Origin of the sequence: uncultured Ruminococcus sp., assembly GCF_934476685.1 — a bacterium.
Lineage (GTDB): Bacteria > Bacillota > Clostridia > Oscillospirales > Ruminococcaceae > Hominimerdicola.
This window is the reverse complement of sequence record NZ_CAKSNX010000004.1, coordinates 95724-116037: the sequence shown is the minus strand read 5'-3', so window position 1 is coordinate 116037 and position 20314 is coordinate 95724. Positions and strand designations below refer to the sequence as shown.

Genomic DNA, 20314 nt, shown 5'->3' with positions numbered 1-20314 from the left:
ACAGCCTTTGCTTTTTGGTTTTGTTTTGCTTAGATCGTATAATCCTTGGTGAAAGTGCCGCTGAGATTGTTTTTTCCCTTAACTGTCACCTTTACCTTGCCATTTGAAACTGTTGAATAAGAAACTGTGTAGTTGCCCTTATAGATCTCAGAGCCATTATACATTACTTTTACATTTGGCTTGCTGCTGTTAGAAGCATTCTTTGAGATCACTACATTACAGCTGTTTATATCTCTTGCGCTGATCTTGAATGTCTTAGTTACCTTGTCCTTAAGATTATTCTTACCTGTAATTGTTACAGTAGCTGTGCCTGCGCTGAGATTGTTGCTGTATGCAACTGTATAGTTACCGCTGTAAAGCTTTGTGCCGTTGCAGTTTACTGTTACTTCTGGCTTAACTCTTGAACCTGTGAATACAGCTGAATCAATGCTGATATCACAATTCTTAACAGAACGCTGAGTGATATTGAATGTCTTTACAGTAGTGCCTGTGAAGTTGTTTCTGCCCTTGATCGTAATTTTACCAGTGCCTACTGAAAGGTTATTTGTATAGCTGAGTGTATATTCGCTTGATGGAACAACGTCACCATTTTTCATTATTGTTACAACTGGCTTGATTCTGGTTCCTCTGAAGAATACATTTGGTGTTGACACTGTAATGTCGCAGCTTGCAATATCTATGACATCTGGAACATCTGGAGTTGAAACATATCCGCATATGTCGTCAAGATATACTGTTCCAGACTTAACACTTGTGCTGCCGCCTGCATAGATCGCAAATTCTGTGAGCTTGGAAGTATCCATAGCTACTCCGGCTGACTGCCATGAAGGCTGTACAAACTGTGAGAATGGAAGATTTACAGTTTTTCCTGATGAAGAATCAAGTGTTACATAGCTTTCCCAAAAGTTGCCGTTAGCGTCCTTGAACTGAACTGTAATGTTATTGTTTGAATTATCACCCTGAACCCAAAGTGAAATGCCTTCGTATGCTGACATATCCTTTGTACCGATGCTCTTCATGATACCGCAGTAGTTAGGATCATCGATCTTATAACCGAATGCAAGAGCCTTAGAACCGTTCTTTGTAACTGTGCTGAGTGATACATCGTTACCGCCCTGATTTCTTGAATAGCTGCTCCAAAGATCGTCAGATGATTCATATGACTCAAAATCATCTATCACATCGTTGCCTGTTGTATCCTTAACAGAAAGCTCTACATCTACGTCCTTGCATGGTGAGAAATCAAATGTAAGAGTAGCTGAATCGTCAGAAAGCTTCTTGATAAATGATGTAGTGAATTTTACTGTGCTGCCTGAAACAGTATAATCAGTTCCGGATACAAGCTGTGTGCCGTTAAGAAGAATTCCTTTAAGTGTATTGCCGTTAAGTGTCATCTGAGCTGAAAGGGAAGTAGGATACTTGCTGTTCTTATCGACCTCAGTAGTGTTCAGTGTTACAACAGCTGATTTTATTGATGAATTATCTACTGAAATTGTACACTGAGGGCTTGCACCAGCTGACATACTTGCTTTAAGTGTGTAGTTGCTTGGATCAAGATTTTTGAGAACGGATTCCTTAATAGTGATCTCTATTGTTTCAACACCGTTGCTGTTTGTTCCCTTGCTTGTATATGTATAATCGCTGGAGCTTGAAAGTGTTTTTCCTCCAAGTGTAAGGGAATTGAAAGAACCCTTCTGAACATAGAGATTGAGTTTCAGATTTCCGCCCTTTGCAATATCATAATCAGCTGTTGAAGGGGAGAAGTAGTTTGTCTTATTCTTTGCTGCCATCTTTGCTGCTGCCTTAAGAAGAATATTTCTTGCCTCAGGCGTACCTACTGCAGCTTCAAGTTCAGCTGGTCCATAAACTGTATACTGGTCGTAATCTGTATAATAATATTTGCCATCGCCGAATGATGCCTGTTTCGCATCATCTATCCATGAAGCTATCATCCAATAGTTGAATCCCTGGAACTCGTATTCTTCATTGTCAGTGATAAGATCCATCCAGCTCTGATACTTTGAATCACGGGTAGCTCTGTCCTTAAGTCCGAACTCTTCAAGAATTACAGGCTTGTTTGCTTTCTGAGCAGACTGAGCATGAAGCTTGAGCCAGTCCATATCATCGTCGCCGCCGTTTTTGCCTACACCGTCGATCTTAAGGCTCCATGAATCGCAGTAGAAGTGAGGTGTACCGAAGTCAATAGTATCAATGCTTATAAGCTTGTCAAAGTCAACACCAGGATTTCCTGAGAATGCGTAGTCTGAATCTACTGTGGATTTGTATGGCTCAGACTGTCTGTCGAAGTTGTAGAAACCTTCATCACCAACAGCTACCATGTGGTATGGGTCAACGCTCTTAACGTATGCTGACATTTCCTTTGCCCAGTTGTAAAGGATATCATTTTTGCAGTATGCGTCATTCTTTTCACATCTAGGCTCATTTGCAAGTTCCCAAGCAAATACTGCTTCGGAATCCTTAAGCTTTTCACCTGTGTAGTAGTTTGTGTGGTTAAGCAGACCATTGATATAATCCTTGTACCACTTCTTACAGGTTTCATTTGTATAGAAATCATCACGATTGAGGTTATTTCCAAGACCGGCTTCATTGCACCACTTTATGTACTGATCCATTCCGCCGAAAGCTTCCCAGTAGTTTGTAAAAGTAATAATGAGTTTAAGATTTTTCTTTTCTGCCTGCTGGATAACATAGTCAAGATGTCTTAAACCGTCAGCGCCTTCGTTTATTACAGGGCGGTTTAATTCCTTGTCAAAATACTGGAAGTAAACACCGTCTTTTTCTCCAGAACCATCAGCGCTGTTTACAAACTTTGCGTATTCGCCGTTGCTTGCTTCGCTAACTCTTGTACCAGCATCAATGTTACCCCAGATTCTGATTACATTAAGACCATTGTTTTCGCAATCGTTGAGAACGCTGTCTACCGCATATTTTGACTTAAATGTGAGGTAGTAGCAGTTCGTGCCGCCGTAATAATAAGGTGCGTCATCACACATAAACTTTGTTCCCTCTGTGTAAACAAAGCCCTCCGGTACAGTTGCTGCACTTGCTGACATACTGCCAATAAACTCAGCATATGGCGCCATTGTCAGCATTATTGCAGCAGCAGAAACGATCGCCGCTGATTTGTTAAATGCTTTTTTCATAAAATAACCTCCACAATTCTGTTTTTTTGTTAATAGTAGTCAGATAAATTAATTTAATTTTATTAACTATAATTAAGTTTATCATAAGTGTATCATAAAGTCAACATAAAACTTTCAGGAAAACGTTTTAGCAAAATAAATTCGTATAAATAGACAAATAAATTAATTATTATTTGTAAGATTAATAAACTATATAACTATATTAAACCATTAAACTTGACAAAAATAAACCGCCGCAAATGCGACGGTTTATAAAGTACTATTAAATTATAAGATCATCAGATAACCTTAGTTACTGTACCCTTAAGGTTGTTCTTACCTGTGAGAACAACACACTTCTTGCCATTTACAGTCTTGTATGCAACTGTATAGTTTCCTGAGTAAACCTTGTTTTCTCCGATATATACGCTTACAGCAGGCTTTGTTGCGCTTACTGACTTATCAAGCTTGATCGTGCAGTTAGCGATAGAACGTGGTACGATCTTGAATGTCTTTGTAACTGTACCCTTGAGGTTGTTCTTACCTGTGATCTTAACAGTAGCAGTACCTACTGAAAGGTTATCCAGATATACAACTGTGTAGTTAGAGCTGTCAACCTGCTTGCCGTTGATAGAAAGCTTAACGACAGGCTTGACTCTTACTGCTCTGAAGTATGCTTCATCTGAACTGAGAGTGATATCGCAGTTCTTAGTTGATCTCTGTGTGATAGTAAAGTTCTTTGTAACAGTACCTGTGTAGTTGCCCTTACCTGTGATAGTAACAACAGCTGTACCCTTCTTGATATTGTTGCTGTATGCAACTGTATAATCAGTACCGTTCTTAAGTGTTGTAGAACCGGACTTAACAGTTACAGAAGGCTTGATAGCGTTTCCGTTATAAACTGCTGAAGTCTGACCGAGTGTGATAGTGCAGTCAGAAATGTTCTTTGTCTGCTCATCTCCGCTGTCATTTCCTGCGCTTGTATAGTCTTCCATGTAGTTAACTACCCATGCAAGAGGTGCGTTCCAGTTGATAGTACACTCGTTTGTGCCCCATGATTCGATATGATCGAGGTAGCAAAGCTGTGGAGCAAGTGTTCCCGGCTTATAACCTGCGCCCTTGATCCATGGGTCAGGCATAGCAGAGTTTGGTCCGCCTGAAAGTACGCCTGATGGAGCCTTAGGGAATGTCTTGTCGAGGAGCCATGACCAGTAACGGTGGTGTGGATACTGCGTAGCGTGATCGCCGTATCCAGTAACATATGAATACTCACCGGCATTTCTACCGAAAATGTAGTCAAGTGCTGAAACGACGCCGTTTGCATACTTATCTGAATTATCCTTGTTCAGGTCAGCTGCATAAGCCATAACGATAGCGTTGTTTACTACCATTGAGTTTGAACCCCACTCATAACCTTCAAACTCTTCATCGCCGCAGTTTATCTCGTCCTTGAATGTTGTTGGCTCATATGGGATACCATAACCCTGTTCATTTTCGATCTTGATGTATTCGTCAGCAGTCTTTGTGATAGAGCTCTTTACTGTTGCAGCCTCTGTGCTTGAAAGCATATCGCTGTAAAGTGAAAGTGTAAGAGTTCCAAGACCAGCTGTGCTGCCCCAGTTGAATGATGACTTAGACTTTGAGTTCTCACCGCCTACGAGGGAAGTGGTAATGCTGAATGCCTTGTCATCTGCTGAAGCACCTGCGTTTGTGTTCTTATACTGCTTAAGATCATTGTAGTATGTCTTGTCACCTGTTGCAGTATAAAGTTCGCAAGCTGCCCAGTAGAAATCGTCCTCTGCGTATGTATCACCATATGCACCGCCGCCGATAGCCTGATCGAGAGGAGCGAACATATTAGGATTCTGCTTAGCAGCGCTGTATGCCTTCTTAGCTGCCTCAAGGCACTTGTTTGCATAAGAGCTGTCGATATCCTTCCACAGACGATATGACTGAGCACCTGTTGCTGCAAGGTTAAGAGTTGCACAAGTTGTTACAGGCTTAACGATTCTTGTAAGTGTGTCCTCATAAGGAGCAACTGCAAGGCCTGTCCACTTGTAGTCATGGATCTTGTGGTAAACCATTCCGTCAGCTCTCTGCATCTTGAGGAGGAAGTCCATCTCGTACTTTGTTTCATCAAGAATATCAGGAACTCCGTTGCTGTTTTCAGGAATTGAAAGTGTACCGTCATCAAGCTTTGAAGTATCCTTGTTTGTGAGCTTAGCTCTTTCGTACATATTCTGAAGTGTCCAAACTGAAATACCGCCGTTTACAACGTATTTACCATGGTCACCTGCATCATACCAACCGCCGGTAACATCGAGAGAAGTACCCTTTTCGATCTCACCTTCATTAGCGTAGCTCTTTACCCACTTGCTCTGAACATAAGCTATGTCAGGGCTGTGTCCCTTTGAATGAGCCAGTGTATTCTTGTCACCGGAAGTGATGTACTGTGACTCAATATCTATACCTGAACGGTTCTGATAGAAGTAGTTGAGTGCGTCATCAAGAAGTCCGTCATATAGCCAGTTTGACTTATTTTCAGATGCTGAACCAATATTGAACTTATAGCTCTTTTCGCCATTGCACTCAATGTAGTATGCACCATTATCAGACTGACCAGCCTGATAATCGCCGTCCTCTGTATCAAAGCTGCTGAAATCAAGAATATGAACATAATCTCCTGAGTCATTATCGTAACCCTTTGGAGTGCTCTTACCTGTGTAAACAGTTTTACCGGTCTTTGCGCTGATAACCTTGAAAGTCTTAGCTGTATTGTCATTTGCGTTAACAACAAGAGTAGCCTTTTTATTCATGCCCTTGATGTAACCAAGCTGGTTTACAAGGATCTTATTTCTTACATACTCATCTTCGATCTCGTAGTTTGAGCTGTTATCTGTAAGGTCGATAAGAGCCATGTTATCAAACTGAAGAACAGTACCGGCAGGGAAGCAGTCCCATGGGGTGTAAGTGCCCTGACCGCCGAAATGGAAGGTATATTCAGCAGTACCCTTAACAGTCTGATCTGCAGTAAATTCATATGCGTATGTTACCCACTGATTAGCAGGGATCTGAACGTTCTTCCAATAATCCCAACCCTGACCATAGTCAATAGTTGTGTATGTTGAACTTGCGTTTTTCAGAGCCTGTTCAACCTGCTCCTGAGTAGCATTTGTGCCGAGAGTAGGCATATTGAGAACTGTTCCGTTACCGTGCCAAAGCTCCTGATTATCATTTACCATGTTACCGATCTTAGCATAAATATGACCGGAGTTGCTGGCTTTAAGGCTGTAAGTGATACGGTATTTGTGACCTGCTTCGATAGTAAGTCCTCTGTGACGGAACTGACAATCCCATCTGTCTACACCAGCCTGAGAAGTACCGCCCTGATTTACAATGGTGATGTTATATGTTCCACCACTGATATCGAACTTCATTTTGCCTGTTGCGTTCTCACAAACGTGCCAAGGTAATCCCTTTCCGCTGTTGAACGTAGATTCGCCAAGTTCCTGGCTTGACAAAGTTGTTGCTGCGGCAGTCATAACACCAGTTCCAACGGCTGCAAAAGATGAAGCTGCCATAGTGAGAGCAAGTATGCCTGCCATGATTTTTTTCTGCATCGAAAAAACCTCCCAATATAATTTTTTTGATCATAGTTAATTAAGAAATATTTAACTAATTATACCCCAATTAAATTAGCCATTATAAATATATTAATTAACTTGAACAATTTAATTATACTATGTTAAAAGGTATTTGTCAAGACAATTTACTTTATCATTTAAAACAAAAATATCTTTAAATTTTATGCAATGATAACAAAATAAAAAACTAATAAACCTCTTTTTATTAGTTTAAATTACTTTTTGTGAGGTGGTTTTATCTCTGCAAGGGGATTAGATTCAATAGCCTGGTGTATATTTTCATTGTTTAAGTGTGTGTATATTTCCGTTGTAGCAAGGCTTTCATGACCTAAAACTTCTTTCAAGACTAACGTATCTACGCCATTCTGATACATTAATGTCGCAGCTGTATGTCTGAGTTTATGAGTAGTTACACCTGTGTTGGATAAACCAGCCTTATTGATACATTCCTCAACAATAGCCTGAATCCTGCGCTTAGACAGCCTGTTTTTCTTAGCTGAAAAAAACAAAGCATTACAAGTTGTTCCTGTCGTGTCACGATAAGGTAAATATTCTTTGAGTGCCGCTATGCAGGCATCATTTAAAGCAACGATACGTTCTTTTCTGCCTTTTCCGAATAATCTGATAGTTTTATTATCAAGGTTAATATCGGTTATGTTAAGTCCGCATAACTCGGAAAGACGCATACCGCAGTTAAGGAAAAGGGTAATTATGCAGTAATCACGTTCACTATGTTTGGTTTCAACAGACATAAGTAGTTTCTGAGCATCACTCAGAGAAAGATACTTAGGCAAACTTTTACCTTTGTGCGGCTGTTCAAGAGTTTCAATAGGATTGCTTTCCAGCAGCATAACTTTATTGTGCAGATAATCATAAAAGTGTTTTAGAGCCGAAACTTTTCTTGAACGAGCAAGTGCTTGATTATCACGTTCTTCAGAGAGCCAGCTTAAATACGAGTAGGCGTCCATAAGAGTGAATTTTTTTATAAGTTCAAATGGAACGTCAGCTATTGTTATATTTTCAAATTCTATTTTTTCAGGATCTACGATGTTATTGTTTATTTTGAGAAATCGCAAAAACACACGAAGGTCAATATAATATGCTTCAACGGTTCGTTCAGCACGGTTTTCGATAACACTTAAATGCGTAAGGAAATCACTTAAATATTTTGGACAATCATTTTTATATTCTTTTTTCATTGATATTCACATACCTTTCTGATTTTTCAAACACTCAGCCCCCACAGTATGGGCGGCGCACACGGTACGGTTTCACACCTTTTAGCCCCACTCTAAATGGCACTAAATTTTGATTTAGTGCCATTTTTATTCTATACCTATTATACCACTTACCTGCTCAAAAGTCAATAAAAAATCAGGCAGAACAATTTTATTCTGCCTGATAAAATCAAATTATCGTTTAATTCTTATAATTGAGTTCTTTGGAAAAACTTTTGATGACTTTATGAACATCTTCATAGCTGCATGATTTGCTGTTTCGATCTCATTTCCGTACTCATCAAACATTTCATCAACTGTGATGGTTTCAGGTTCACCGATCGGTGAAAGTATTTCGACCTCATCGCCTTTATTAAACTTGTTTTTCTGTGTACAGTATATCATTCCATTTGAACAATAATCAACGATCGCTACAACGTCATACTCTCTGATATATCCGCTGTTTTCGTAATACTGGCTTTCCTTTGGATGACCAAAGAAAAATCCTGTGCAGTATGCTCTATGGCTTACCTTGAACACTTCATCTTTGAGCCACTGCGGCAATTCAAAGTTTTTAGGATCTGCATTATAGATATCCATTGCTTTTCTATATGCATTAGTTATTACAGAAACATAATACGAAGATTTTGCACGGCCCTCAATTTTAAAGCTATCGACGCCAGCTTCTGCAAGCTTATCAATGTGATTTATCATACACATATCTTTTGCATTCAGAATGTATGTTCCCTTTTCATCCTCAAAAATAGGATAAAACTCATTTGTACGTTTTTCTTCCATAAGATGATATCCCCATCTGCATGGCTGCGCACATTCTCCTCTGTTAGCGTCACGATTTACCAGATACTGCGAAAGCATACATCTTCCAGAAAAACTTACACACATAGCTCCATGAACAAAGCACTCGATCTCAAGATCTTTCGGAGTTTTAGCTCTGATCTCTGCTATTTCTTCAAGCGAAAGCTCTCTTGCAAGCACTACTCGCTTTGCTCCCATATTATAAAATTCATTGGCTGTGACAAAATTTACAATTCCAGCCTGCGTAGAAATATGTATCTCCATATCAGGCGTGTACTTCTTTATTAATGAGAAAACACCTATATCATTAGCTATCAAAGCGTCAACTCCAGCTGCCTCTGCATCTTTTACAAAGCCCTCAAAGTGTATGATCTCATTGTTTCTAGGTAGTGTATTGCAAGTAAGATATACCTTTTTGCCTTTTTCATGAGCTAAATCACAAGCTGTTTTGAGTGTTTGCGGGTCAAATTTGGCTGATGCCGCTCTCATTCCGAAAGCGGTACCGCCAAGGTAAACTGCATCTGCGCCATAATCAAGCGCAGCGTGCAGGCACTCCATATCTCCGACTGGAGATAAAATTTCTAAAATATCAGACATAAATCTTATCAATCCTTTTCTTCTGCCAATCCTGCCTTAACAAGATTTTCTTCATGCTCTTCAAGAGTCTTAGCGTAGAATGTTTCTCCTGTTTCAAGGTTATTACAGAAGTAGTAGTAATCTGTTTCTTCAGGATAAAGTACAGCCATTATAGCGTCAAGTCCTGGGTTGCATATAGGACCTGCTGGCAATCCCTTGCAGTGATATGTATCATAGTAATCAGTATAGTGTTCAATGGTAGACTGGTTATCAGACTGCTTTGAAATTACATTTTCTATATACTTTGTAGTTGTATCTGACTGGAGCATAGGGAATGTATCAGGATCATTAAGTCTGTTAAGGAATACAGAAGCTACCTTAGGCATTTCATCTGTATTTTCAGCCTCAAGCTGTACAATAGATGCCAATGTCATTGTCTGATTAAGGTCAAGACCCAGTTTGTCCATTCTTGTAAACATCTTATCTGTAAGCTTGCTTTCAAAATGCTCTCTGACTACACGGGTAACGTTGCTGGCTGTATCACCAACGTAGAAATCATATGTATCTGGGAAGAAATATCCTTCCATAGCATAGAATGAATTTTCACGTTCTTTTTCAGTTATATTGCTTTCAAAATCAAATCCCTGATTTTTATTGAACTCAAAAATAAAGTCGTCAGCAGCACAAACGCCGTTCTCTTCCAGCTTATTTGCTATGTCAAGAAGATTTTCGCCTTCAGTGAATGTGATAGTTACGGAATCATAAGATTCTCTCATTACTGAAAGTCTGCTGATTATAGCAGAATATCCGAGCGAAGGCTGAAGTGTGATATCACCGGGATATATTGTAGCAGGCTTCTGTATCTTTATAGCAAGCAGGAAAAGCTTTTTATTCTTAATTACACCATTTTCCACCATAAGATCTGCTATCTCATCATTAGTAGACCCCTCAGGAATATTAAAGGATATGTCATTATCAGTTTTTCCTATGCCATAGTATTCCATACCAATGGTTATACCGCCGACAGCAAGCACCATTGAAACAGTGAGTATAATAGTTACGATTATAATACCGCCAAAAATACTGCCGTTAAAGCGTGATTTTTTCTTTTTCTTATTTTTCTTCTTTTTAGCTGGTGCTTTTGAAGACTTATCTGTTTTACTATTCTTGTTTGTTGAACGAAGCTTAGGTTCATCGACCTTGTCAGTGTTTTTATCTTCTGGATCACTGACAAGCATCTCACCTGTTCTGCCAAAATGAAGCTTTAGATCATCTGAATTAGTATTTTCAGCTTTACTTTCATTTGAAGTATGTATATTCTCAACTGTTTGCTGATCCTTATCGTTTTCTTGAATTTCTTCATCTGATGCACTTGAAACATCATCAGTAAAACCAAGCAGTTTATTTACCTTTTCATCAGAATCAGTACTTTTTTCAGTTTTTGGCAATATATCATCACTTTTAAATGAAATATCAAGATCGTCTAAATCTATCTTTGAGGATTTTTTCGCCTTACCGCTATATTCGCCAAGAATTTCATCAAGGTTTAAACCCTTACCCATTTAACTTATCATCCTTTCGTTTGTTGTTATAATACACTACCCTGTCCTCTGTAACTAATATATCGACAGGTAGATCAAATTCATCACATGGAATTTCTTTATTTAAGCAACACTCATAGCAAAGACCGATCTTTGTTCCGTTAAAATTTGAAAGAAATCGGTCATAATATCCTTTTCCAAAGCCAAGCCTGAATCCATTGCTGTCAAATGACAGACCTGGTACGATACAAACAGCATTGCTGAATTCATCAACACGAGTACATTTCTGCATAGGTTCTAATATTCCATATGCGCCTTTTTCCAGATCATCAAAACTGTCTATAACGTAAAAATGCATAAGGTTTGTACCGATCACACATCTCGGACAAAGCAAACGCTTATTTTTTAAGGACTCAGATATGATCTGCTTTGTATCTACCTCTATCTGTTCTGAAACATATACAAGCAGATCACTGCATTCAAGATATTCCGACAAACCTAAAAATCTTTTTGCAATGTTGTTGTCAAGCAAAGATTTTTGAGCAGGAGTCAGACTATTTCTTAATGCTTTATAATGTTTTCTAAGATCACTTTTATTCATCATTTTATTTCTTGTTATTTCTTGCACTGAAGACTTGATTCGAGTTTTTCAGCTTTATCTCGTGAGCAAAGCAGTTCTACAAGCTTAAGTCCGAATTCAAGGCTGCATCCTGCACCCTTAGCTGTGATATACTTGCCGTCAACAGCAACATATCTTGCTGAAAGCAATGCACCATTAAGCTCTTTTTCATATCCTGGGAAACAAGCTGCATATCTACCACTAAGTAATCCTTTATGACCTAAAATGCTTGGTGCTGCGCATATTGCCGCAATATATCTGTTATTGTCAGCACAGAAATCTACCGCTGCAAGCACATCAGGATTTGCTTCCAGATTAGTTGTTCCCGGCATACCTCCCGGCAAAACTATCATTTCCAACTCGTCATTTAAAACTATACTGTCAACAGTAAGATCTGTTTTTACAGTAATGCCATGTGCGCCGGTTATATACTCAGAGCCAACACCTACTGTAAATGCCTTTACCCCAGCACGTCTTAATATATCGACTGGTGCAAGTGCTTCCATTTCTTCAAAACCATCAGCAAGAAAAATATAAACCATCAAAAAAACTCCCTTCGGATCATTTGAAATATACTGTATACTTATCTACCATAAAAGCAGGTTTATAGGATAGCTTTGATTTCCTCAGACCTTCAAGTCCGAGATCCTCTTCCCTGTTTATATATTTCAGCTCAGCCGCATTTGCTTTTGCAAACTGATTGCATATCATAGGATATGCTCCCTGAACATCAGCTAAGGCTTTTTCAATATGAACAACGAACGTATCAGAATTAAGCTGTTCACCTATGGTGATGCCAACTATTCGGTTATCCGCTTTAAGAACTCCCCCTTTTAAATTAAGGTAGTCCATGTTCATAAAGAAAAGATCTATTGCATATTGTTCAATTATTGCTGAGTAGTCATTTTCATTGTTATTATAAAACTGCGTAGAAAATAAAATGCAGTCATCAAGATTATCACTTGTTATCGGTTCAAATTTCCAAGCGTTTTCCATAAAACGCTTTATATGATTTCGTTTTCCGTGATATTTCTTACCGCTTAAATTTATGAGGTCTGAAGAATTATAAATATAATCAGAACCGTCACGGTTATATTCCCAAGTGATCTTGTCACCGTAGTATTCTTTTATCCATTCAAGATTTTCTGTATTTACAGATGAAACGATCAGAGGTCTTCCCTGCTGTTCCATATATTTTTTTAGCTCAGAAAAAAGCTGGATATATTTTTCTTTTCCTGAATCGTCACTTTTGACTCCCGCAGGAAATGTGATATACGGCTGTCCGTCTTCAAACGAACAGCATATATATAAATCTTTATAAAAACATATCAGCGTATCATTAAGACGCTGCCATGCCATATTATTTGCGAATGAGTATTCACAGCCTCTGAAATCGGAAACAGCAAGCTTTTCATTTACTGCTTCTTTATCACTAAGCTGTATTTTTCTAAAATCGAACATAAATCACACTGCTTTACAAATTTTCAATATCCCCAATTATGTCCCTGAATATCTCGTCAATAGTTCTGGGTTCACCATTTACACTGCATTCGATGATCTTCCAGTTCTGCTTTTTAGCAGTGAAAAGCGCAGCTTCTCTGCATTTATTAAGATAGGCAATATTGGATTCATGAATATCTTTGCGGCTTTCGTCACCATTATATCTTTCAGACATAAGCTTTTGTGATATTTCTATCGGCATATCAAGGAATATCACAGCATCAGGCTCAGGAAGTCCCAGCTTTTCATATTCATAGTCTTCAAGCCATTCTATATAGCTGTCCCACTGTTCAGCAGGCAGCTTTGTCATTTGATAAATGCAGTTTGATGTAACATATCTTGCAGCAAGAATAAACGAACCATTTTTATAGTCATTTTCCCAGAATTGTTTATAGCTTGCATATCTGTCCACAGCATAAAAACTTGACGCAGCGTAAGCATTTATATCTTCCGCTTTATCTGCGATTTCACCATTAAGATACATTTTTACAAGTGCTGATGACGGATTATTATAGTCGGGAAAACTGATCGCTTTTATTTTTTCTCCTTTTTCGGTAAAATATTCAGTAAGTTTATCAAACTGAGTAGTTTTACCACTGCCGTCAAGACCTTCAAGAACTATCAACTTTGACTTTTTCATTTTTTCATTTCCTCGTACTGACGAACCACATCTTTCATTTTTCCGCAACTCATTTTCCCCTCAGGACATTTTCCTGTCATAACACAGGAAGGACCTGCTTTTTTGAACACATTCGGAGCTACCTGACAGCAAAGCCTGAGCATTTCGTCTGCCACCGCTTTTATTTCCCACTGCGCTCTGTTGCAGCAGCGGTGTTTAAAGAAGTTAAACAGGCTTCTTACGTTCATTGTAACTACTATCTTTGTTTCGCAGGCATTAGGCAGAACAAATCTTGCATCTTCAAAAGCTTTTTTCTTAGCTTTCTGAACAGCCTGTTTTTCGTCAAGACCCTGCTCCAAGAATGTCTGAGTATGTTTATCAGTAAGGATCTCAGCTATTTTATTGTAGCTTTCGACTAAGCTGTTCATTTGCTTTTCAAATTCAGCTTTAGCCTCAGGTACTTTTTCTATTTCGGGCGGCATGATAAAATCAAAGCCGCTTTCATTTACATATCTCTGGCTTTTCTGCGAATACGATGCGATTCTATGTCTGACTAACTGATGAGTACACGCACGGGAAACACCCTCGATACCAAACGTAAAAGAAACGTGTTCCATAGGACTTTCATGCCCTATAGATGCCAGCATATTAATAAAATCAGCTGTTTTTTCGTCAGTAAGACCATCACGGAGAGAACCGATATCACTGCTGGAATAGCATAACTTTGCAGCAGTTGCAATTACTTTTTCAGGTTCAGGTGTATGAGATATAAGCGTTACTTTCATTTTTTCAGATCCTTTCGCAGTTAAGCCATTAAAAAGTATACTAACACTTATAATACATTATATCATTATTTATCTTTTTAGTCAACTAAAAATTATATTTTTCAGTCATTAACAAGAAAAAAGGCAGATATTTCACTGCCTTTTGACTATTTAACTGAATTTAGAAGTACCTCTGCATTTTTTAGCATAAGTTCAGAGGTATTATCTCCGCCCATAATTCTTGCAATCTCACGTTTTCTGCCTTCAAAATCAAGTTTGCGTACAGATGTAGATGTTCTTCCGTCAGCCACATTTTTCTCTATAAGCAAATGATTGTCAGCCATTACAGCTATCTGTGCAAGGTGGGTCACGCATAGCACCTGTCTGATCCTTGATATCTGTCTTAATTTAAGACCAATTTTCTGTGCCGCTCTTCCGCTGACGCCTGTGTCGATCTCGTCAAATATCAGCGTAGCAATAGAATCCTTTTCAGCAATTACATTTTTGAGAGCAAGCATTATTCTTGAAAGCTCACCGCCCGATGCTATTTTAGCAATAGGTTTAGGATCTTCACCAAGGTTGGCTGAAATAAGAAACTCTATATTATCCATTCCGTTGACAGTCAGCTTCCCTGCTGTCTGATCTACAACGAGTTTGACGTTAGGCATATTAAGAAACTCAAGTTCTTCAGTAACTTGTTTTACGAAACGCTCAGCAGCATTTCTTCTGTATTCAGACAATGCTTTTGCTTTTTTAGAAGTTTCAGCAAGAAGATGATTTTTTTCATTTATCAGTGCTTCGATACTTTGCTCACTGTCCGAAAGTTCAGACAGCTCTGTCTGTGCCTTTTCAAATTTATCAAGCACATCAGAAAGTTCAGGACCATATTTTTTACAAACACGGCGCAGTTCGTCAGAACGCTGATTAAGCCAGTCAAACCTTCTTGGATCGACATCTAAACTTTCAAGCAGCGAAGAAAGCTCTTCAGCGATATCTTCAAGCTCGATAGCTGCCGAATTTAATCTTTCTGTAAGCGGTGCAAGCTCGCTCATAATATCCGTGTAGTTTTCGATCCTTGAAACAGAATCACTGACAAGTTCCGTTACACCGGAATTATCATCATCACCAGTTAATATCATATTTGCCGCATACAGAGCCTCAGATATGGCTACTGCATTTTTAGAGAGTTCAAGCTCTGCTGCGATTTGCTTTTCTTCATCAGCATCTGTTATTTTTAAAGCAGTTATTTCTTCAATAAATTCATTGAGTTCAGCCAGCTTTGATTCACGTTTTTCTGATTCTATCCTAAGCTTATTAATCTTTTTGGCAATAAGCTGAAGTTCTCTGAAAGATTTCTTATAGTCGTCTATCAACGGCTGAGATTCAGCATAGTCATCAAGTATCTGAATATGCCTTTCTGGCGCCATAAGTATCTGATTATCATGCTGTCCGTGGATATTGACCAGCAGCGCTCCTATTTCTTTTAAAACTGATACATTTACTGCACGTTGATTGACTCTGGCAACACTGCCGCCGTCAGAACGTATTTCTCTTGTCAAAAACAGCTGACCGTCCTCGGCATCAAATCCAAGTTCTTCAAGCTTATCTGTAACATTCTTTCCAAGATCAGTGAAAAGAGCAGAAATGATCGCCTTATCTGTACCCGAACGCACTATATCCTTAGTTATGCGCTGACCTAAAATGGCATTTATTCCGTTGATAAGAATGGACTTACCTGCTCCCGTTTCACCGGTAAATGCATTGAAATTTTCAGTAAGATCTATTGAGGCTTTTTCAATAACAGCCAGATTTTCTATATAAAGTTCCTTTAACATTAACTTCGCCCCTGCTATTGTGATATTATTGATCTAAGTTCACGAACAAGCACATCTGCATCCTTTTCAGTACGCATTAAAATAAAAATCGTATCATCACCTGCGATCGTTCCGACAACATTTTCAAGTGCAGCACTGTCCAGTTTAGCACACACAGCCTGAGCCATTCCTGTATGACAGCGGATCACAGCAGTATTAAGTGCATAATCTACTGAAACGACAGCATCGGAAACAAGTGAATAAAAAGAATTTCCGTCTTTTTTCAGCTTATCGGTATTGAGCTTAGGCACAGAATATCTGCTGCCTTTTTCATAAGGCACTTTTATAAGTGCAAGCTCTTTTATATCCCTTGAAAGCGTTGCCTGAGTAACTTTTAATCCGTGTGATTCAAGAACTTTCTGCAAAGTTTCCTGAGTATCTATTACCTCTTCCTGAACAAGTCGAAGGATAAGTTCGTGACGCTGAGATTTCATCTGAACAACTCCTCTGATACGTCTTTGAGTGGCCGCATAAGTTTACTATTCACCGAAGAAAAGAAGCTGCCGCCGTTTATGTCGATTATCATTACGTTTTTTGATGATTTTCTTATGACTACTGAATCACCGCTTGTAAGTCTGTACACTTTGCTGCCGTCAACGTCAAGATTTACATGAGCATCAGAAGAAGTATGACATTTGACCTGAATACAGCTGTCAGCAGAAAAAATCATAGATCTTGCAAAAAGTGAATGTGCGCATATCTGAGTGAATTCAATACATTCCATATCAGGCTCAATTATAGGACCTCCCGCTGACATTGAATATGCAGTTGCCCCCGTAGGTGTGGAAAATATAACACCGTCAGCACGAAGGGAAGAAACAAGCTGTCCTTCCTTAGAAACTTCAAAATCAGCTATCTTACAATCGTCAGCACGATCCACAACAACATCATTAAGCGCAGAAAAATTCAGTATTTCACTGTCGCTGTCATTTTTTACTGCAACATCTATCATCATACGTTTGCTTACCGTGTAATCACCTTTTGAAAGCTTTTCAAGAAGTTGAAGCTGCGAATGTTCAAGTGATGCCATAAAGCCGAGTCTTCCACAGTTAATACCCAAAATAGGCTTTTTAAACTCAGAAGCTTTTACCGCACATTTGAGTATAGTTCCGTCACCACCGATTGCAATTATAATGTCACATTCTGCGATACACTTATCTTCATCATCAAAGTTAAGAAAACTTATGCCCGAAAAATCACTTCTGTATGCATCACTGATGTACAGTTCTATACCATATTTATGAAGTATTTCGCAGGTGCTAACAGTATATTTGGTACAATTAGTCTTACTAAGATTAGGAAACAGATATATTTTCATAATTTGTCAGTCCTTTTTGTTTGCAAAAAGATTAAAAGCATTGTCTACAAGCTGTTTAGTGTCGATTTTTGAACTTTGGCAATGTGTCTTTCTAAGATAAGCAAGATATTCAATGTTTCCGTCGCCGCCTTGGATTGCGGAAGAAACAATACCGCCAACCGAAAGTCCAAGACCAGAAAACTGCATAAGTAAATTTTCAATAACTCTGATATGATCTTTTTTATCTCTCACTATTCCTTTTTTATTTAAAGCAGCTTTTCCTGCCTCAAACTGTGGTTTTATAAGTACGACCATATCACCATTATCAGTCAGACAATTAACTAAAGCAGGCAAAACCAAAGTTAGTGATATGAAAGAAATATCTACACTTATAAATTCAGGCTTCTTTTCAAAGAAATCATGTGTCAAGTACCTTGCGTTTACGCCTTCACAATTCACTACTCTCGGATCATTTACTAAAGATATATCAAGCTGTCCATGTCCAACGTCTATGGCATAAACTTGTTTAGCGCCGTTTCTAAGCATAAACTGCGTAAAACCGCCTGTTGATGCACCTATATCAGCACATATCTTGCCAGTAATATCTATATTGAAATTTTCAAAAGCAGTTTCTAACTTGATAAGTCCTCTTCCGACATAATCACTTTTACTATCATCACATTCTACAATATCATTGTCAAGTATTTCTCTTGACGGTTTTGCACATATCAAGCTATTCACCTTTACACGGTTATCTTTGATAAGCTTCTTTGCACGTTCTCTGCTCTGAGCCAAATTGTGTTCTGTCAAGTATATATCAAGTCGCATTTTCAATGATGTCCTTTACTGATTTTGCAATTTTAGCCGGTGTAAATCCAAGATCTTCAAAAAGCTCGCTGCATTCACCATGAGTAATAAAATCATCTATTGCATAAGAATAAATATTGCCGCAAATCGCTGAATATTTTTCTGATATAGAACCGTAGCAATATGCCTCTTCAAAGAAAAATACATTATCATAAGATGATATTATGTCAGCAACTTCCTGTTTAAGCGGAAAAATGTTTATAAGTTTTAACGTATCACAGCATATATCAGAGTTTCTCAATATTTCAGTTGCCGCATATACATTATTATATAAACGTCCATATGTCACTATCAGATTTCTTCCGCCAAATTTATTGTGAACATACGAAGTGACTGTTTTATTCTTATCATAAACGGAGTTGTCATTCCCTCTCGGATACCTTACAACTGCTATGCCTTTTTCATCGTTTATAGCCTTATTGAGGCATAGTTTGAGTTCATCATAATTAGATGGAGAGTATATTACTGTATCCGGAATCGTTGTAAGAAAAGATACATCAAAAATTCCCTGATGTGTTTCTCCGTCGCTGCCGACTATACCTGCTCTGTCTACACAGATAACGGCATGAGTTCTCATTATTGCCAGATCATGTATTAACTGGTCATATGAACGCTGTAGAAATGTTGAGTACACGGCGAAAACTGGTATGTATCCCATTTCAGAAAGTCCGCCGCAAAATGTTACAGCGTGTTCCTCTGCTATTCCCACATCAAAAAATCTGTCAGGAAAGTTTTTAGCAAAGTACTGCAAGCCTGTTCCGTATTTCATTGCAGCTGTAACTGCGCATATTTTTTTATTCTTTCTTCCAAGCTCACACAGTTCTTTTCCCATTACTGATGAAAAGCTGTCAGCGAGAACGACATCAGGATTTCCTGTTGATATTTCAAAAGAACCTACGCCATGATATTCTCCGGGATTTTCTTCTGCTGGAGCATAGCCTTTGCCCTTTACTGTGTTCACATGAATGAAAACAGGTCTTTTCAAAGCTTTTGCAGCTTCAAGTGCGTTCTCTAATTCTTCTATATTATGCCCGTCCACAGGACCAATATAGGTAAACCCAAGCTCTTCAAACATAGTGCTGTGCAGTATTATGTTTTTGAAAGCATTTTTTGATTCACGGACAGCTTTTTTTATCGGCTTTCCAATAACTGGTGTAACATCAAGAACACGTTCAACAGCACTTTTGGTTTTCTTGTAGCGTTCTTTAGTTCGCATTTGCGACAGATATTTAGCCATTCCGCCAACGTTTTTTGAAATTGACATCTCATTATAATTAAGTATAACTATAATATTCGTGTCACTTTTTCCTGCATTATTCAGCCCTTCATAAATCATTCCGCCCGTAAAAGCTCCGTCACCCATTACAGCTATCGCATGATGAGTTCTGTCACCATTAAGCTTCATGGCAGTAGCTATGCCAAGTGCGGCTGAAATCGAAGTCGAGCTGTGACCGCTTACAAAAGCGTCATGCTCAGATTCATCAGGACGGCAAAAGCCCGAAATTCCGTCTTTTTTTCTGAGAGTAGAAAACTGCTCTGCTCTTCCTGTTAGTATCTTGTGTGTATAAGCCTGATGACCAACGTCCCATACGATCTTGTCAGCAGGTGAATCAAATACTCTGTGTAAAGCTACTGTAAGCTCCACTGTTCCAAGATTTGACGCAAGATGTCCGCCATTTTCAGAAACTGTGGTTATAAGCAATTTTCTTATATCACCGCACAGATCATTACACTGCTCCACAGTGAGCTTTTTCAGATCGTACGGTAAATTCATTTTATATAGATCGGGATTTTTAATTTCCGACATTTTATACTAATCTCCAATCACGAAAATTTA

General features: G+C 38.6%; 15 protein-coding genes. All 15 read right to left on the bottom strand.

Features of this window, described 5'->3' with window-relative positions; translation table 11 throughout:
• Positions 1 to 29: 29 nt before the first annotated feature.
• Positions 30 to 3164, bottom strand: coding sequence for a X2-like carbohydrate binding domain-containing protein (locus Q0E19_RS06115; protein WP_294408208.1), 3135 nt, complete (start codon positions 3162 to 3164; stop codon positions 30 to 32).
• Between the two features lie 278 nt (positions 3165 to 3442).
• Complete coding sequence (locus Q0E19_RS06110) at positions 3443 to 6763, bottom strand: glycoside hydrolase family 9 protein (RefSeq protein WP_294408207.1); 3321 nt, start codon at positions 6761 to 6763, stop codon at positions 3443 to 3445.
• Positions 6764 to 7002: 239 nt separating this feature from the next.
• On the bottom strand, positions 7003 to 7986 hold the full coding sequence (gene xerA / locus Q0E19_RS06105; RefSeq protein WP_294408206.1) for a site-specific tyrosine recombinase/integron integrase: 984 nt from the start codon (positions 7984 to 7986) through the stop codon (positions 7003 to 7005).
• A 213-nt stretch (positions 7987 to 8199) separates the two neighbouring features.
• Complete coding sequence (locus Q0E19_RS06100; protein WP_294408205.1) at positions 8200 to 9417, bottom strand: U32 family peptidase; 1218 nt, start codon at positions 9415 to 9417, stop codon at positions 8200 to 8202.
• Between the two features lie 8 nt (positions 9418 to 9425).
• Entirely contained in the window at positions 9426 to 10958 is a 1533-nt protein-coding gene (gene mltG / locus Q0E19_RS06095; protein WP_294408204.1) for an endolytic transglycosylase MltG, read from the bottom strand.
• The gene (locus tag Q0E19_RS06090) at positions 10951 to 11541 is read right to left on the bottom strand and encodes a 5-formyltetrahydrofolate cyclo-ligase (RefSeq protein ID WP_294408203.1); all 591 of its coding nucleotides are present in this window, start codon (positions 11539 to 11541) and stop codon (positions 10951 to 10953) included. Before Q0E19_RS06090 ends, mltG begins: the two co-directional genes overlap by 8 nt.
• Before the next feature lie 11 nt (positions 11542 to 11552).
• Entirely contained in the window at positions 11553 to 12098 is a 546-nt protein-coding gene (locus Q0E19_RS06085; RefSeq protein ID WP_294408202.1) for a DJ-1 family glyoxalase III, read from the bottom strand.
• Positions 12099 to 12117: 19 nt separating this feature from the next.
• A complete protein-coding gene (locus tag Q0E19_RS06080; protein ID WP_294408201.1) occupies positions 12118 to 13017 on the bottom strand; it encodes a phosphatidylglycerol lysyltransferase domain-containing protein in 900 nt (299 codons plus the stop codon).
• A gap of 13 nt (positions 13018 to 13030) precedes the next feature.
• Complete coding sequence (locus Q0E19_RS06075; RefSeq protein WP_294408199.1) at positions 13031 to 13696, bottom strand: deoxynucleoside kinase; 666 nt, start codon at positions 13694 to 13696, stop codon at positions 13031 to 13033.
• Positions 13693 to 14460 (bottom strand): FAD-dependent thymidylate synthase, encoded by a 768-nt coding sequence (thyX, locus tag Q0E19_RS06070; protein WP_294408198.1) that lies wholly within the window; start codon positions 14458 to 14460, stop codon positions 13693 to 13695. Before thyX ends, Q0E19_RS06075 begins: the two co-directional genes overlap by 4 nt.
• Positions 14461 to 14606: 146 nt before the next feature.
• Complete coding sequence (recN, locus tag Q0E19_RS06065; RefSeq protein ID WP_294408196.1) at positions 14607 to 16274, bottom strand: DNA repair protein RecN; 1668 nt, start codon at positions 16272 to 16274, stop codon at positions 14607 to 14609.
• 14 nt (positions 16275 to 16288) lie between these two features.
• Positions 16289 to 16747 (bottom strand): arginine repressor, encoded by a 459-nt coding sequence (gene argR / locus Q0E19_RS06060; RefSeq protein WP_294408195.1) that lies wholly within the window; start codon positions 16745 to 16747, stop codon positions 16289 to 16291.
• Positions 16744 to 17631, bottom strand: a complete 888-nt coding sequence (locus Q0E19_RS06055) for an NAD(+)/NADH kinase (RefSeq protein WP_294408194.1) — start codon at positions 17629 to 17631, stop codon at positions 16744 to 16746. Before Q0E19_RS06055 ends, argR begins: the two co-directional genes overlap by 4 nt.
• A 6-nt stretch (positions 17632 to 17637) precedes the next feature.
• Positions 17638 to 18405, bottom strand: a complete 768-nt coding sequence (locus Q0E19_RS06050; protein WP_294408193.1) for a TlyA family RNA methyltransferase — start codon at positions 18403 to 18405, stop codon at positions 17638 to 17640.
• A 22-nt stretch (positions 18406 to 18427) separates the two neighbouring features.
• A complete protein-coding gene (gene dxs / locus Q0E19_RS06045; protein ID WP_294408191.1) occupies positions 18428 to 20284 on the bottom strand; it encodes a 1-deoxy-D-xylulose-5-phosphate synthase in 1857 nt (618 codons plus the stop codon).
• Between the last annotated feature and the right edge of the window lie 30 nt (positions 20285 to 20314).

Coding starts and splice junctions, on each gene's coding strand:
- Q0E19_RS06115 (WP_294408208.1), bottom strand. CDS start 3,164: ATGAAAAAAGCATTTAACAAATCAGCGGCGATCGTTTCTGCTGCTGCA.
- Q0E19_RS06110 (WP_294408207.1), bottom strand. CDS start 6,763: ATGCAGAAAAAAATCATGGCAGGCATACTTGCTCTCACTATGGCAGCT.
- xerA (WP_294408206.1), bottom strand. CDS start 7,986: ATGAAAAAAGAATATAAAAATGATTGTCCAAAATATTTAAGTGATTTC.
- Q0E19_RS06100 (WP_294408205.1), bottom strand. CDS start 9,417: ATGTCTGATATTTTAGAAATTTTATCTCCAGTCGGAGATATGGAGTGC.
- mltG (WP_294408204.1), bottom strand. CDS start 10,958: ATGGGTAAGGGTTTAAACCTTGATGAAATTCTTGGCGAATATAGCGGT.
- Q0E19_RS06090 (WP_294408203.1), bottom strand. CDS start 11,541: ATGATGAATAAAAGTGATCTTAGAAAACATTATAAAGCATTAAGAAAT.
- Q0E19_RS06085 (WP_294408202.1), bottom strand. CDS start 12,098: ATGGTTTATATTTTTCTTGCTGATGGTTTTGAAGAAATGGAAGCACTT.
- Q0E19_RS06080 (WP_294408201.1), bottom strand. CDS start 13,017: ATGTTCGATTTTAGAAAAATACAGCTTAGTGATAAAGAAGCAGTAAAT.
- Q0E19_RS06075 (WP_294408199.1), bottom strand. CDS start 13,696: ATGAAAAAGTCAAAGTTGATAGTTCTTGAAGGTCTTGACGGCAGTGGT.
- thyX (WP_294408198.1), bottom strand. CDS start 14,460: ATGAAAGTAACGCTTATATCTCATACACCTGAACCTGAAAAAGTAATT.
- recN (WP_294408196.1), bottom strand. CDS start 16,274: ATGTTAAAGGAACTTTATATAGAAAATCTGGCTGTTATTGAAAAAGCC.
- argR (WP_294408195.1), bottom strand. CDS start 16,747: ATGAAATCTCAGCGTCACGAACTTATCCTTCGACTTGTTCAGGAAGAG.
- Q0E19_RS06055 (WP_294408194.1), bottom strand. CDS start 17,631: ATGAAAATATATCTGTTTCCTAATCTTAGTAAGACTAATTGTACCAAA.
- dxs (WP_294408191.1), bottom strand. CDS start 20,284: ATGTCGGAAATTAAAAATCCCGATCTATATAAAATGAATTTACCGTAC.